We start from the raw sequence: 15,324 nt of genomic DNA on the forward strand, positions 1-15,324 counted from the left end.
GGCCAATCCACAACTCAGTACAGCCATCTCCTCAAGATTTGAGGTTATATGGACCATCATAGTGCTTCACAACTGAGGCGTCGTAGTCATGGACAACCTCACAGTCCGCGCTTTGATCTACAACACGCTGACACCGTTCATACTCTGGAATGTGGGCGTTGATAGTATTCTGATTAATGGTTGTTTCGGCAGAACAATCCCCAAAGCCACCTGCGATGAGGTCCATATCCTCATAGGTCTTTTTGCTTAGATTTAATACCGGGTCATTACTGAAATCAGGGCGTGAGCGATTGGCCGCATCCATGAGAACTTGATATGCAGAACCTGATATTGAGGGATTGGAGCTGTTGGCGTCTTGGAATAAATTGGCTTTTGCCTCATTACCAAACTGATCCATAGCATCAGCATCACTAAATATCTGTTCTAGCTCCTCTGGAGATGCTGCATCAGGGAAATACTCTGCGGTATTTTGACCAGGTTGAACTCCAGGAAACAGTTCATTTATGTTTATGGATGTTGATTGACCATTACCGACTGGTAGAGAAATTTTACCATCTTGAATCTGAGCAGAGTTTTGCTTAACTCCGTTCGCAATAGATAAACCAAATTGTTTGGCATCACGACCAACAGCTCCGATGTTAGGTTCCTGATTACCAGCATAAGAATGTATCGGAAGAACTGAGATGGTTAAACATAGGAGCGAGGCAACAAACCTCGTCATGATGGGCGGCATAGTGGACATAGCATTTCTCCAGCTTTTTAGTTTGGATAATGCTATGTCGCTCTCTCATAAAAATTAGCATCGCTATTTGCCCTTTTGCGGCATACGCGGATGTATTCAGGCAGCTTTTGAGACCCGGCAGAATGGGCATTCAACACATGTTCGCTGATTAATTGACGTAAAAAAAGTGCATTGGCATTGCTCGCAATGCTCTATCATTGCCTCTCCATTGCGCAGTTCAGAGGCAAGACACCAGGCATCTGTAATGTCGAAGGGCTCCCATTTTCCTCCCTTCATACCTGGTACTTCTTTACGGATAGCGTGATACATCCTAAACGCTTTATTCAGAGCGCTAATATCTACAGAACGCTTAACCTTTTCCCCTCCAAGATTTGAATAGAGCTGCATTAAAAGCGATGCTTGAATTTTAGATGTCTGACTGTGGATCAGCGTCGCTCCACCACGGAATGTCCTGGATTTCTTATCCTTCACATCATATCTGCAATATTCAAGCTCAGCGTACAGCCTGCGAACTTGCTTATAAGTCAAACCAGTCTCTAGGATAATTATCTTTGTGATATAACCCGCCAATGCCATGTGCCTTGCCTTTACCCAGCGAGATAACGAACCAGATGTAAAACATTCACTCATGATTATCTCCACACCAAAGATTGCTGAATCTTTTTTAATAAAATCGGCGTTGTATCGGCAAGAGCTGCTGATAAGAATTGATCGAGTACGCCAATATCAAATCTCAATGAAAATCTAATAACGACCCTATGCGATAACGACCTTAACTGGCTGTTTGAGGAGGCGGCGACTGAGGAAGCAAGACCAGAAGATACACCAAAACTTTGCATCGCCATGTCCAAGTTTCTACTAGCTAACTTATTAAGCAATAGCCAGTACGCTGCGTCAAAGTCGTCCACAACATTTTTAAGGCATATGACAGAATCGTAGCTACCGGCAAGAGTATCGATCACTTCCATTTGATCTGTTTCAAGTTTAAAGCTAAGAAGAACTCCACTCGCTAATTGTGAAAGATAACTGTCAGGAGTTGACGCCAATTTATTAACAAGATCTTCTGGAAGAGAAAAATGATTGCTAACCTGGGATGGCGCATTGGCTGATAAAAGCTTCAGTAGTGTCCACAGAGTCAAATCAAACTCAAAAATATCTTGGTCTGGCTTCTCTTCACTCAATTGAACGGCAAACTTGTCAAAGCTACCAATAACATCACGTTCTAACGGCTCTAAGGCATACATCAGTAGTCCTCCTTACTTTATTCACTGATTAACTTTGTCATCAATCATAAATACCATGACTTTTTGATAATGCAACGCCAAATACTGTATTTTTTTACAGTATCATTTTATGGTGCTATGAAGATTTGCATTTCTGAACGATAATCTATAATCGGTTACATATTAATCAGGAGGCGTAAATGAAAAAGGCGCTATTCTCTTTGTTTTTAATCGTAAGTTTGTTCTATTCGTACAAACTTCTTGCCCTATGGTCGCTCATATTTTTTGTAGTCGGAGTTTCTCTGCTGGCATCTTTAAAGATTGGTAAAAGAGCCAATCTAATCAGTAGTTCCGGGAGTAAAACGAACACATTATCTGGGCGAGATCTGTTTGCAGACGTCACATACAACCCTGCCACAGGATCTCCAATGGTAAGTGACGTAGATGTATCCGGAAGCTTCTATGGATTGAATAAAAACAAAGGCTCCTGAGAGCCTTTGTTTCTATTAATTATAGACTTAACGTTAACTGCCTATCTTTATATCTTAATAACGGATACCGTTGAGGCGACGAAAAAAAACCTATCAAAATGTGTTTATTAAGTTCCGGATGCTCTCTGATTACATTGTTCAACACCGAACCATCGACGATAAATTTTTTATTTCCACAGGAGATTGGCTTTTCGTTTAGCCATCTCCCTTCCCCCAGTAATATCATCACTTTAAGCTCTTTAATGGCGCGTCTATATTCAGCTCGTCTGCTCATTAACGGCCTCCTTTGGCTACAGATAAGTATCTTGAAACAGGCGCTAAATATCCGCCCGCTTGGTCTTTACCTGCCCCCGCAGAACTTTCAATAATCGCAGCCATTTTATCTGCCAATGCGTTATCACCAACCTCTTCTCTGAGATTTTCTCTTAGTTCTCCAGAGCGCGATGAATCGCCGCCCATCAACGATGCAGCAAACAATTCTGCTCCTGCCTGACTATTCAAACCATAATCATATCTTGCAGTATCCATTGCTATCTGCCTGAATTCGTCACCATATTGCTGAACAAACTCAGCAGCCTTTCCAGCTCCAGCCTCGCTTGCACTTGCTAATGCAGAAGCAAAAAACATCCCTCTTTCTCTAACAGACATTCCCTGTGCTGCCTCTGAAAGATCTGACTTACCGGTTAACCATTCTTTACCGGCTTCAAATCCACTGATCCCCACACCAATGATATCCCTACCCAGATTTGCAGCACCTACAGCCAGGAAGCCTCCAAGACCATACTCTTGCTTGACGTAATCGTCCCCTTTCTTTGTGTCCTCAATAAACTGATCTCGTTGTTCCGGAGTCATCTGGGCTAACTTAGACATCGATTGCCCAAAACTCTCTGCGAACCCTTCTTTGGCGGCTCCTGCGCCACCCACAACTTGCTGTACAAAACGACCTGCGCCCTCAGCACCTGCAAACAAAGCACTGGATGTTGACGGGGCCAAATCGGATGCCATGATCTGTGCTCTTAACGCAGGCAAGCGGTCATTAAGATATTCATTTCTGCTTGTCCCATAACTCTGCTCAAGTTGCTGGATACCCTTTTCATGAGCGTCACGAACAGAATTTTCAGATCCAATACTGCCTGATTCAGCTAAAAGCTTTTGTTCATTGCTCATTCTTTCCGGTGCCGAAAGTGCGCTCGAATTTTCAACTGGCGAGACATAGCGCGGAGCATCCTTTACCAACATTGCACTTTGACCAGGTTGATTAAAGTCAATACCACTGTTGCCACCAGTGGCCTTTGCTATTGCACTGGCTGCAATTGCTTGTTCAGATGGAGAGTTGGAATTGAGCATAGCAAACAACTGCCCTCCAACTATTGCCCTCTGGGAATCAATACCTAAATCTTGGTAATGCTGGGCTTTTCTTTGCGCAAAATCTCTTGTCTCTGGCGATGACTGTCTAACACCATCTGACAATGACTTACCGGCTGACCAGTTGTTCAGAACTTTGTCAGCTAACGCGCTAATATTATTGTTGCTAGTAGTCCCGATAGTTTGCTGAGCCTGAGATAACTCTTGGTAGGTTTGTTGCGAAGACAAAAGATCAGAACTGGATTGCATGAGCTGCTTTCTCTGCTCTTCACCTAAACTCTGGGTAAAACGTTGACCTTTATCAGTAGACACTTGCCGTGCCAAATCACTCGTTAATGCTGAACTGTCATCTTTTGTAAAACCGAGTCCGCGAGATAAAGAGTCAATATCAGAACTAAGCTGCTGTCTACTATCCTGACTCTGCGATTGCGCAGATACATCTAAACTACCGTTCATAGATACCGGATTAGCGGCATTTACAGCGGCACCAACCGGTCCTGTAAAAGCAGCAGCAAGTTTTCCGGCATCCACTCCAGCGCTAGCACGCATAGCAATAGCTCCTGCCACAGCATCCGTGTGAGAAGCATTTATCCCACGATCAGTAACGTAGTTCTGCGCCGCGGACAAAATACTTTTAGCCTGAGTTGAATCGGACGCTCTCAGGGTTTGTCCTAATGATTGTAGTTGTGAATAAGTCTGTTCTGAACCATGTCCAGAAAACACACTATTACTTAATTGGCTAGCAAAGCCTTTCTGGGCCTGTGCAGTAGCAGCAGAACTACTGCTAAGGGCATTACTTACGGTACTTCCTAAGTTAATACTATCAACTAACGACTCACCTCCAGAGGTCATTGTTCCAGCAATTCGGGATTGATTAAATTGTGGTTGTTGGCTCAAAACAGAACCACGGTCCACTAAGTCTGGAGACATTAGTTTTTCATTGACTGTATCACTCGCACCCACTCGTTGGGCGAGACTATTGAAGGCATATACTGAGCCAGTTACTAACATCAACGATAGGACTGGCGTTGCTGCGGCCATCATTCCACCTATCCCTATCCAACGCTCAATTTCGGCCCCAGCATATGCAACGCCTTCAAATGAGGATAAGTTCCCTGTGGTATATTTTGCGAGCGCCTGCTGCCCCATTATGTAAATGAATAGATTGATTACCGACATAATTGGCAACCAAAGTTGTACCCATATAAGCATTTGAAGATACTTACCAACCAATAGCAAACCTTTAGAACCTAGCACCATCACAAATGCGGCTATGGGCGTAATCGCATAGGCAAACCCCTCTACCAAGGTCATAAGAGGTTGAATCGATTTTACAAACAAAGACTGTTCGGCTGCATATTGCGTATTTCGCTGAGACTCAGCTTGAGTGAGCATGATTTGTGCGTACGGATCATTCATATCACTGTAGTACTGAGCAAAGCCACGCTGTACGATAGGTTGCAGAAAATTGGCTTTTATAAAATCACCTGCGGCCACATTCGTAACCTGCAGGCGATACAAAGCGTCAGATGTAGCATTCAAAGCATCAGTGGTAGACAGCAAATAGCCAAGGGCTTGTTGCGAAAGGCCAGAATTGAATGCAGTTTCAAAGGATTGGCTCAACTGAATCCAGCCATCTGTACAACTGGGATCTGTCGGGCCTGATGGAGACAGGAACAATCGGGTCCCATATATTTGTGAATCAAATCTGAGAGCTGTACGCCAATTCTCTGTGTTGATTTGATCCTCATTTGACTCACCTAATGAAAATTTAATTGCTGTGCATTCCGATATGTAGTTAGTCAGGCTTTTCTTCATATCAACAGCACCGCCTCCTAGGGAATCATTCCAGACAGTCCATAGTGCTGACTCCATTTCGTGATTTCTGAGCTTTGATAATAGCTCTAAAGAATCCATGAACTTTGATTCAGTCACACTCGCGACAGGACTATATGCAACCTCAAATAATTTTGTGAGACCAAATCCAACGCTTGAGATTATAGAACCAGCGGCGGCTGGACCAACAGGTACGTTATCCACTACTCGCACTTGTCCGTTGTACGCGTCCTCAATAGTTACCGTAACGCCGGATCCAAAGGAAATGGCATACACGAGCCAACAAGCAAAAACTTGATGTAAATCCCAGGATTTAGCTCCCTGGAATAACGACTGAAATGAGATGACAAGAGCGCCAATTAAAAGGCCAATACTTACCATGCGTTCAAAATCACCGGTGCCAGTAGCCATCGCCACAGCAATCATTATTTGCTCTAGAAATGCGGCATCACCGACGGAATAAATACTAAAATCCATTAGTTACTCCTTTTTCCCTGATGCTTGGGCCGCAAGTAAAAGCCGCTGCTTCTTTGTGACATCAAGTAAGCTGTTGTAATACCCCATCAGATCACTTAGCTTCCCGTGTCTCACAATTAATTGGTCATACTCTTGTCTGACAACAGCCCGAGAAGCATCAAGTACATCAACAGCTTTTTGTTGATAGGCATTATCACTGTTAGCTAACGCAATAGTTGTTGCCCGGTATATCTCCTCAATAAACCTGTAGGTTATATCTAGCGCTATGATGGTCTGTGCTTGCTGAGCAAACTGCTCTGCTGTATCACTGGAAACAGCAGCAAGATTTCGGAAGAGTGAGCCAAAGCTACTGGGGAGATTTGATACAAAAGCTATCTCGGCAGAACTTAACGCCCCAACATTGTTTGCATATTTATAAATCAATCCAGGTGAAGAATCAGAACCAAGAAGTAAATCTGACATTTGATTGCCAATACCCCTGAGCTGAACACTCTTCAGCTCAGAACCAGCAGAAATACAGTTAACCGTATCACTGTCACATGAATAAACTTTAACAGAGCCACCTGAAATGAGATCTCCAAGGGTAATTCGATTCCCCGGTAAGGTGACGATGGGATTAGTACTGTTGTCTGCTCCAGCAAGATTTGGATCATTAATTAAATCACCAATGACAACGGCACCAGTTATAGACATCATGGCTTCAAGCAGGCTGTTATCCCCGTACAGGAACCATGAGCTTACACTATTCTTTTTGAGTTGCTTCCAGACAATATTACCTATCATCTCTTGGTAGGCCTGTTGCGAGTTGTCTTTCAGCGTCTTGATTGCCGTTTGTCCATCCGTTTCCTGCGTTGCAGAAAACATGTCTTCAAATAAGCCTTTGGTCGATGCTTTTGTACGAGTATCGTTCTTTAGTTTTGTGTCAAAAGCACTTAGTGAATCGTTAACAATACCCTGAGCTAACTGACAAGAATTGCCTAAATGCTGGTTCAAAGCCTGAACTTTCTTCTGAAAGTTTTCTATCCATTTGGCACCATCAGGAAAAACATTATCCAGAGCTAGTTGAAAAGCATAGCCCTTTGCATTTGCTGCCACAGCTCGCATCAGTTGAACAATCTGATCTGCATTCACAAACGATAAAGAACCACCGAATAGATCAACGCCACCACACCCAGCTTTCCAGGATGGAGGGACAAAGCTAACTAGGTTTTCATCAAAAATACGCGCTTTGGTGGTCACACGCCCACCCGCAATAACTCCACGGCGTTGTGTCTGATGAATACCCGGTCTGGTTGTATTACTCATTTCGTTGAATAGTCTATCCATCTCGGACTGAAGCCCTTCAGCCGAGGCATGAGTGGCGACGACAGAGAAGATGATTAAACAAGAGGCAGATAGTGTTCTAATGTAAGGGGGAGAGACTCTCATACTGTTGCTCCAATAGGTTTCGTGTCACCCGAAAGCCTACCGAGCAAATGAGTACAAACCGAACTGCCAAACTGTCCAATTTGGGCAGTCCAAATAAAACTTTCACATGTGAAAGTTAATCATTGAATAATGTCGGCAACTTTGTCACGTCCGTACAAACTTATGATTTTTAAAAAGTTTTACTTAACCCTTGTTGCATTTTCACAAACCAATGGCACTCTATTTCTAAAAGAGGAGCTTTAAATGAAAATGAATATGTCAACTTCCGTAAGTTCAGCTACAGCCTTGTTCGCCGCCATTATGCTCGCAGGCTGTGCTACAACCCCAAAATCCTATAATCCAGAGATGTCCAGAGCGCTAAACTTGGCAAGAGCTGGGGGTATTTATGACCAAGATCTGAGAGACTCAGAAGATGGGCGGAACTCATATAAACAGTCTCTATTGATGAAAGCGCTAAATGTCACAAGCTTGGCCTCATCGCTTGATGCTCCATTAAGAGGATTGAACGGTCAGCAAACTCTCATGTTTAACACTGCAAGCATTCTTACATCACCGGATAACCCATCCGCTAGGCCAAGTTTGATGGCATGGATGCCTGCATCAATGGCTAAATCCTCAGAAGATGCTTATAGCAACTATATAAACCTAATTGATAATGCCGTTGCGGTAGCCGCGAAATCTATGAACCTGGATTTAACTAAAATAGTGGAAAGTACAGCGCCTAAGATTGATGGAAACCCCTTAATTATGTGGGCAGTAATGGCTCCGCAATTTGGCTGTGATGGCTCAAACTGCGTAATTGCATACAACGTTACAATGCCGAATCCTTGGAAAACACCAGCCTTTGTGGGCAATGGTAATATTGATAGCTTTAATCTGGCCGCTAATAACACAACCAAATATTCTCGATTGATTTTCACCCAGGTCAGCGACGTGAAATCATTTCCAATGGACGATTTTTACAAAAGTACGAGCCGAGCGCTGCCGGAATGGGCAGTCATGTATTTCCCGCCCAGTAGTGTGTTCCAGGATGGCAAAGCTTTACCATATCCAGTTATCTATGAAAAAGGCCAGCAATTGCTATTTAGGAAGGCACAATGAGTCTGTGGCATGAAGAACTGGAACTGGCTTTGCTAAATCTGGAGGATTCAAAAGCCAGTTGTGATGTGATGACTTACGTGATCAGCAACATTCTAGCCAAATCAGACATTCCACATCAGTGCAGAGTAGGGTTTGTTGAAACAGTACATAGCAAGACACAAATCAATCCGCATTGCTGGATAGAGCTAAAGGATGGATGGGGTATAGATCTGACTTTACGCCGGTGGTTGGGTGACGAGGACCGATGGCCGTATGGAGTATTTAGGCTTTCAGACTATCCACAGGTTCAATTCTGGGGAACGCCCCTGTTTGCCCCGAAGCTAGACGATGAGGAAATTAACGCTATGTCCGATCATCTAATTGAGAAAGTAAAAATACCAGTTTGTTGCTGAATTATTCAGCATTGATAACAGGGCCGTTTAATACACATATATTTATTGATCAGAGCGGTTTTGATTGTGTTTGTTGTATAAATACAAACTTCCGAACGTCACAATGGTAAAAAATGCGAGCAAACTTAACATTGCAATAGTAAAGGCATCCACGGAACTGAACCTCTCTTGTAAAACCTTATATACTTAGAGTCTAACTAAACTAGCGAGATTTACCAGTGGCAAAAACACTAGACCAGATCTTGGAGCAGGAGAAGCCAGAAATTGTAGCCGAGGCCAGACGCAAGGCATCAGAGATACTCCACCTCTTGGATGAGCAAACGGCCAAGCAGGCTCATGAAACCGATTCAGTAGATTCCTATCACCATATGTAGCAAAGGGCCAGACAAGCTGGCCCTTTGCTTTTCTTAGTAATTACATCACTAAGTACGGTTCATCGTTGTCGCTTTCAGCTATCGTCAAGTCAATAGTGAAAGTGATATCGATTCGCTCAACAGTCCGATTACACTCACAAGCATACTCAACCTGCAGGCTTTTAAACATCGCTTCAGCTTCATCATGAGAAGTAGCTTCTACCGTTTCAACAGCCAACTCACCTTCTTTTTCAGTGTAGTTAACCCCACGATAATACACGCGGCCACACACATCGAATTGATGGATCTCTGTTTGATTTTGTCCCAACATATTAATTCTCCGAAAGTTTAATAGCCGGGACTTAGCCCAACCGGGCAAAGTACCCGGTTGGGTTATTTAATTAGGGATTAGGCTTCAGGCATGTTGCGTATAGTGAAGGACTCACAAACACCATGCCCGTAAAGCACCGCATTTCCCTGGGGATTTTGTTCCAAAAACTTGCGCGTGGCTTTGAGAGCTGCCCTATAACCAGCATCAGAAGGCTGATACTCTCGCGTTCGCTTTTTTTTGTTTACTAGAATCAGTCGATACATTAAATCTCCCTCAACTTTGAGCTGACAATAATTTCCTGGTGGAACCTATTACAGCGCGTTCTGCAACCAGCTCACCCTCAAGCGGAGCGCATTCGACAGCATCGGAGACACCAGGTTGATTGCTACCGGAGGCAGCTTTCAACCATTCACCACACAATGAACTGCTATTAATTACCAATGGACTGACGACCCGTACGGGCCGCGTTTTTCTCAATGATCGATATGCAAGAATCGAAGCCTTATTTAGTAATTTGGCGACAATGTTAGCCCCGAAAGCAATGACGCCCACGGTAACAATCATGATCAAAACGAACGTAGAAAAGTACATAAACACCTCCAATTAGATGGAATTGAAGGGGTTACACCGCAGAACCGGTGAACCCCGGTTGCGGGATAAATTGATAAAATGCTGTTTGTTTTTGGCGACCAGCTATCGCACATACTCAGCACGGGGCTGAAGTTAATTCAAATTTAACAGCTCAGTTCTGAATCGACACGCGCTGTATTGGCCCTTTTTGGGCACAATTAAACAATGCAGGAACTATTTTTATTATGCAGAAGCCCCCATTCCACCTGCTTTTTATCGTAATTACGATAATTATGATAATACGGTAATTACAAACGGTAATGCGGCGAACGGAAGGTCTGATTAAGGAATATGACATAGGCATAGATGGCTTTTAATCAGCAGAGCCGGTGTTTTTTGGGCGTGGAGGTTCTCCAGGACGGTTAAGTAATTCCCACAAGAGTCGGAACGCATAAAAATGATCCCGTAATGTCGTGGAACTCAATCCTTGATGCCTAGTGTAATACCGATGGATATGAGCTCTTCCGATTTGTGATGGTGCGTTGACCCCTTTTTCATTGGCAGCGATATCATTTAAAGCCGCAATTAGCCTTTTTACCATCGCTCGCCGAGCAGTCTTCCCTCCGTGCCGCACATAAACATGGCTTCTTTCTCTTACCCATTTTTCCATCAATTACCCCAAATAACTATTTGTCACATCGATGCGACCGTGACCCAATTCCAAAGCCACTTCAGTTCTGATTTCTTTGTCCAGCATTTTGGCGTGAGCTATTGATACTCCAAGTTCTTTGGCTAAATATTCATAGTGCTCTCGCCCATGTTTAACACCTGCTTTTACCGGGCAATCAGCACGCATCAAAGTTTTGTAGCGCGTTTGAGCGTAGTGGTGCCGTTCGCCGTGGAAGTTCACCGGATGGCGGCCGATCTCCCGGTAGGCTTCTTGCCGAAACTCACGATAATTCTTCTCGGCGGGGATCATGCTGCGGCCATCCTGTATGGCGGCGGCTCGCTGGAGTGCCGTAATTTGAGCATCACTGGTGATCGGAACAGTGCGCGCCCGGCCACCCTTGGTGCCATCTTTTATGCTCACGGAGCCAGTTTTCTCGGCCTCTCTTAGTGCTCTGGCTGCATCCAGCTTGGCCGATTCCTCGAACCGCAGACCGAAATTACGCTGTAGTTCCAGCAAAGCCCCAAGGCGCTCGGAGGCTGCCCCCATTGCGGCATTATGGGAAGCTTCCGAAACACTTCGGTCGCCAGTGGCGATACCTGAGCGCTTTGGAAGTCCCCCCTCGGAGACAGGATCTACACGTACCTGTCGGTCGCCACGCGCAATCTCCATCACCCGATTCACTGCGCTCAGGTAGTTCTGCGCCGTGGATGGCGCAATTTCTCCCCGCTCGTAGCGATCATTAAGGTGCGCCGCATAAGCGACCAAATGAGCCTTTTCTATATCCCGCATGTCCTTTATGCCCTGTTCGGACTTAATCCAAGCGCTAAAAACGCTCCATCGGTCATGAATAGTGGCTATGGACTGAAAACTCTTCATCCCCTCCTTGAGAGCGTTCAGGGCAGCCTTGTTTATATCTCGGCTACGAAGGCCAAAATTCCGTGAATCCGGATTAGTCCGCTCTGAACGCATTGTTCCCCCTAACTCTGTTAATCAAAATTGTTATTTTGTTGGCCCGTCCGTATCCAGTGGTAAGTGAAACGCAGTTTTTTAATTAGCTCTGCATGCTAAGGCCAACGTTGGGATCTTGCCCAAACACAGGACAGTTAAACCCGATGTCCACGGTCATTAATTACGAACTGTACTGCTATGGAGCGAACTGCTCATTCCATTGGCTGGTCTGTTCCGACGGAACAAACTGCCAGCAGATCCGGCTGGTACTGTCGTGTCATTCTTTGGAAAGGAAAGCGCGAAGCGCGCCAACCGCCGAAGGCGGTATAATTCGCGCACATTCGTGCGCGGTGCGAAAGCCTAGAGCCCTTGAGGCTCAAGGCTTCCGTCGGGGGCTCTACCCCCGTCTCTGTTTACGCCTACGGCGACAGAGACGGGGTGGAGCATCGAGCAAGTTGGGTATTCCAACACTCGTCCTGATTTTGAGGGTGGTCCTCTTTGGTTTGGCAGCTCGGAATCGAGTACCAAGGACACGATATTGCTTTGAGCAAAATCGCGGTATGGAAGCCTTTTAACTTGTGCAATACACAAGCACAGGCAGCAGCATAACGCTGCAAGTATAAAGATGATAAACATCGAGTCTTCCTCCGGGGAGATTGTTACAGATGGAGGAATGCCCATAGGGGACAGTCCCCCTGAGGGTTAAGAAATGAAGGCAATCGCCTTAGTTTTGCAGAATGCTGTTTGAAGGCCAGCTACCAAAAACACTTTATATACTAATCAAATGGATACAGTAGTCAAGTCGAGCATAACATCGTAATTTGATAACCTTTAGGTCGTTTTTGGATGGCTTTTTGATGCAGTACAGATATAGTAACCATGAAGTTTGCTTGAGAAGTGGCTTTTAGATTGTTTTTCGATTGCTTATGAATGTAAAGCTCAACATTTTTTATCAGCAAGCTGCTTTTCGGTGGCGTTTTGGTTATTTAGATCAATCTAATTTAAACAATCAACCGCCAACTGAAGTATCGAAGTTACAAGCACCAACCTAAGTTATAGGTGCGAAAAATATTTAACACACAACTCACAAACAGTAATGAGAATCAGTAATAAAAGGTATAATAATGCACTCAGTACACATGTCATCATTCAGAGTTTTAACTAAGCAAAGATCAAGAAAATCATACAAGCTTGGAGAGTTAAATGGTGATAACAAACTGAGCGCCTATGAAATTACAAAAAAAATACTCCAAAGCAAAGTTAACATCCCTCTGGAAGATCAAGATTCAAAACTAATTGTATCTATACCAACAGGAAACTTAACTTTTGATGATTCAAAAAGAATTATATATGGCTATGTAAATGCGGGCCGTTATGGAGAAAACTACACTGTTAGACAGAAGACTCTATCATCAACAAATCATAAAAAAGTAACTCATGATGAAGTCACTGAGAAAAAAAGATATATTTTTATCTATCTACCGGATAGCTTAGATACTGGAATTTTTGCATTCCATGAAACATCTCGATTAAATGCAAGAACTCCAATAAAAAGCACAGTAGAACTTGGGTTTAAAGCGCACAATCCTTCATTGGAAGCGAGAATACTACCATTACTACACAAAGATATACCTCAAACTATTAAAGACTCCCCTGTAATAGAAATAAAAGCTATTGGCTATAAAACAAGTAAAGACACCGCAGATGCCATGCGATTAATTGGTGACAGAATGACCGCCGACTTTGTAATAAAAAACAAAGGTTATTCAATGGGCTATATCAATGATTATCTCGGAAAATCTCCTTCACAAAATAAGTTAATAGATATTTTAGAGCCAAATAGTGATAAAATAAAAATAACAGCACAGGTGAATGGAAAAAATAAAATTTATGATTTAAGAAATATAATAGCAAAAGGCGTATCTGTAACGTTGGATGATGCAAGTCTGAATATAAATCCAATAACCAACGAACCTAATCAAGCCGACCTACATAACTGTGTAAAAGAAGAGATAAATGATTATATTTGTGAAATATACGGCAAAGGATATTGTATATGAATAAAATAAATATATTTTTCTTGATAAAGAATCACATCTCCAGTTTTAAAAATGAAGATTCAGATAGTTTATCTAAATCAGATATTTTCTTTCATCTTATATTCCCAATCATAGCTTCTGGAACAATATGCTTTTTATTCAAAGTAATGCCGAGCTCAGTAGTTGGCATAATGGTTAATTTCGGAGCTATAACAACAGCATTATTAATGAGTGCTGTCGTAATGGTTTATGATCAAAAGAGTAAGCTCATAGATAAAAAAGATAATGAGACTATCGCAGATAAAATAACCTCTTACTTGAAGCACATAAATCTTTACAAAGAATTATGTCACAACATTTGCTATGCAATCCTTACATCAATACTAATTGTAATACTTTCAGCAGTAATTTCCTTCTACGATTCGAAAATCAACACTGGGTTTAGTTACTACTTTTTTATTACATGTTCATTTTTTTGCTATTCATTATTTATTTCTACAATGATAACATTTCTAATGATATTAAAAAGATTCAGTATTATATTAGATAACTAAGAACAGTATAGAGGTATTATACTGTTCTGTATTAAAAATCATAAAAGCTCTGACAAGATTATAGAACTGCCATCTCTTAGCTCAATTAAATTATCTGGCTCAGAACAAAACCACGCATAAGTTCCCCACGCGAGTTCTGACATTGCTTTTTTGAATGGAGCGGCTGAACGATCTTGAAATGCAGTTACAAAAGCAAGATTCTGGGCAGAGAAGCCAGCTTCAATAGCTATCTCAGTTAGCTTCTGTTTACGCATAGAGTTAATTGGACCATCTGAAGCAACAATTTCAATAAAAACAAATAACATGTCACTACCGTCAGTCTTGGTCCCAAGATCAACTAAAATAACGTCAGGTAACGTTTTTGAAGGGTCAATTTTGAGCTTTAACCTACTCGCAAGATCAATACCAACCTTTTCCCCTGACTGAGACAACCATAATACGGCTGGCGTCTTTAAAAACTTCCGAGCGAATTGTTCGATCACCGCCTTACCTATTACGCCTGACGGACCAGACTCAAGCATTACTAACCCAGAATTAGGTAATGTCGCGGTTATCTGATCTGATGCTGCGGCAGTGGCATGCGCACCAAGTAATCGAATTCGACTTAAAGCGGCAGCATTAAGATGAGAGTTCTGCCAGCTACGAATTAAAGCCTCTAAATCATCCCCAATTAAATCTACATTGAACAGAGCTGCAAATGCTTTTGACATTGCGTATTTAGGAAGAGGAGTTGTCACGGGTGTCGTTTTCAGAAGACGGCTGCACTGAACGTCAGAAGCCGACTGCACTATAGCAGCGGAGGGG

14 protein-coding genes are annotated in these 15,324 nt (G+C 43.0%); 4 read left to right on the plus strand and 10 right to left on the minus strand.

The window, feature by feature from the left end; genetic code table 11:
- Positions 1-31 precede the first annotated feature (31 nt).
- From CU081_RS26815 to CU081_RS03700, 3 genes are all read right to left on the minus strand, one after another.
- Positions 32-742: a hypothetical protein gene (locus tag CU081_RS26815; protein ID WP_442876235.1), complete on the minus strand. Its 711-nt coding sequence runs from the start codon at positions 740-742 to the stop codon at positions 32-34.
- 96 nt (positions 743-838) lie between these two features.
- Positions 839-1,372, minus strand: coding sequence for a FlhC family transcriptional regulator (locus CU081_RS03695; protein WP_032471366.1), 534 nt, complete (start codon positions 1,370-1,372; stop codon positions 839-841).
- A gap of 2 nt (positions 1,373-1,374) precedes the next feature.
- Positions 1,375-1,986, minus strand: a complete 612-nt coding sequence (locus tag CU081_RS03700) for a hypothetical protein (protein WP_000271073.1) — start codon at positions 1,984-1,986, stop codon at positions 1,375-1,377.
- Between the two features lie 179 nt (positions 1,987-2,165).
- On the opposite strand from CU081_RS03700, the gene CU081_RS03705 reads away from it, so the two are divergent.
- A complete protein-coding gene (locus CU081_RS03705; RefSeq protein WP_000709417.1) occupies positions 2,166-2,456 on the plus strand; it encodes a hypothetical protein in 291 nt (96 codons plus the stop codon).
- Positions 2,457-2,475: 19 nt separating this feature from the next.
- Here the strand turns inward: CU081_RS03705 and CU081_RS03710 are convergent, their stop codons facing one another.
- Genes CU081_RS03710 through CU081_RS03720 form a run of 3 tightly spaced genes read right to left on the minus strand, consistent with a single transcriptional unit; the run spans position 2,476 to position 7,460 of the window.
- A complete protein-coding gene (locus CU081_RS03710) occupies positions 2,476-2,730 on the minus strand; it encodes a hypothetical protein (protein WP_000091004.1) in 255 nt (84 codons plus the stop codon).
- On the minus strand, positions 2,730-6,134 hold the full coding sequence (locus CU081_RS03715; RefSeq protein ID WP_000347733.1) for a conjugal transfer protein TraG N-terminal domain-containing protein: 3,405 nt from the start codon (positions 6,132-6,134) through the stop codon (positions 2,730-2,732). The genes CU081_RS03710 and CU081_RS03715 overlap by 1 nt, the downstream gene beginning before the upstream one ends.
- Positions 6,135-6,137: 3 nt before the next feature.
- Positions 6,138-7,460 (minus strand): conjugal transfer protein TraH, encoded by a 1,323-nt coding sequence (locus CU081_RS03720; RefSeq protein ID WP_226343065.1) that lies wholly within the window; start codon positions 7,458-7,460, stop codon positions 6,138-6,140.
- Positions 7,461-7,805: 345 nt separating this feature from the next.
- Between CU081_RS03720 and CU081_RS03725 the strand changes: the two genes are divergently transcribed.
- Positions 7,806-8,663 carry a hypothetical protein gene (locus tag CU081_RS03725; RefSeq protein ID WP_000783472.1) on the plus strand — a complete coding sequence of 286 codons (858 nt, stop codon included), beginning with the start codon at positions 7,806-7,808 and terminating at the stop codon, positions 8,661-8,663.
- Positions 8,660-9,055, plus strand: a complete 396-nt coding sequence (locus tag CU081_RS03730; protein ID WP_000060801.1) for a hypothetical protein — start codon at positions 8,660-8,662, stop codon at positions 9,053-9,055. Before CU081_RS03725 ends, CU081_RS03730 begins: the two co-directional genes overlap by 4 nt.
- A gap of 414 nt (positions 9,056-9,469) precedes the next feature.
- Here CU081_RS03730 and CU081_RS03735 read toward each other — a convergent pair whose 3' ends face one another.
- From CU081_RS03735 to CU081_RS03745, 3 genes are all read right to left on the minus strand, one after another.
- Positions 9,470-9,739, minus strand: coding sequence for a hypothetical protein (locus CU081_RS03735; protein WP_000901447.1), 270 nt, complete (start codon positions 9,737-9,739; stop codon positions 9,470-9,472).
- A 273-nt stretch (positions 9,740-10,012) separates the two neighbouring features.
- Positions 10,013-10,330 (minus strand): hypothetical protein, encoded by a 318-nt coding sequence (locus tag CU081_RS26105; RefSeq protein ID WP_000273953.1) that lies wholly within the window; start codon positions 10,328-10,330, stop codon positions 10,013-10,015.
- A 652-nt stretch (positions 10,331-10,982) separates the two neighbouring features.
- Positions 10,983-11,855, minus strand: a complete 873-nt coding sequence (locus tag CU081_RS03745) for an integrase domain-containing protein (RefSeq protein WP_031951562.1) — start codon at positions 11,853-11,855, stop codon at positions 10,983-10,985.
- A gap of 1,196 nt (positions 11,856-13,051) precedes the next feature.
- On the opposite strand from CU081_RS03745, the gene CU081_RS03750 reads away from it, so the two are divergent.
- Complete coding sequence (locus CU081_RS03750) at positions 13,052-13,987, plus strand: hypothetical protein (protein WP_000556384.1); 936 nt, start codon at positions 13,052-13,054, stop codon at positions 13,985-13,987.
- A gap of 571 nt (positions 13,988-14,558) precedes the next feature.
- Here CU081_RS03750 and CU081_RS03760 read toward each other — a convergent pair.
- Positions 14,559-15,257, minus strand: coding sequence for a BsuBI/PstI family type II restriction endonuclease (locus CU081_RS03760; RefSeq protein ID WP_228123640.1), 699 nt, complete (start codon positions 15,255-15,257; stop codon positions 14,559-14,561).
- Positions 15,258-15,324 lie beyond the last annotated feature (67 nt).

It is taken from the genome of Enterobacter sp. CRENT-193, from assembly GCF_002787395.1.
Classification (GTDB): domain Bacteria; phylum Pseudomonadota; class Gammaproteobacteria; order Enterobacterales; family Enterobacteriaceae; genus Enterobacter; species Enterobacter hormaechei_C.